The sequence below is a fragment of the Dellaglioa sp. CoH-57-MRSF-20 genome (assembly GCF_056781955.1).
Genome location: NZ_JBXAXV010000266.1, coordinates 1 through 269 on the forward strand (window position 1 = coordinate 1; position 269 = coordinate 269).

A 269-nucleotide genomic window follows, 5' to 3' on the forward strand; every position below is an offset into this window, starting at 1 on the left:
GAGCCGTCAGGGTATGTCAAGTTGAAATAGTTTGCCGCTGAATCGCTTGGCAGGGTGAAATTGAATGTCAAGTCCTGATATTTTGCCTCGATTGTGGTGCTGCTCAGATTAAAATCCGCCGCTGGCGCAATGTTGTCTCTTATTAAAGAAACATTATAATTATTGCTGTTTGTCCTGTTGTAGCTGTCAGAGCATGAAACATTCCAGATTTTGTTGTACTGGTTGAAAGGAAATATGAAAGTGTAGTTAAATATTGTGCCACTTAATAT

At 39.4% G+C, this 269-nt stretch carries 1 protein-coding gene; it reads right to left on the reverse strand.

Translation table 11 applies throughout. The features are described from left to right. Window positions 1–269 (reverse strand): hypothetical protein (locus tag AC1RPN_RS09000; RefSeq protein ID WP_481763845.1); only part of this gene is annotated, 269 nt, incomplete at both ends.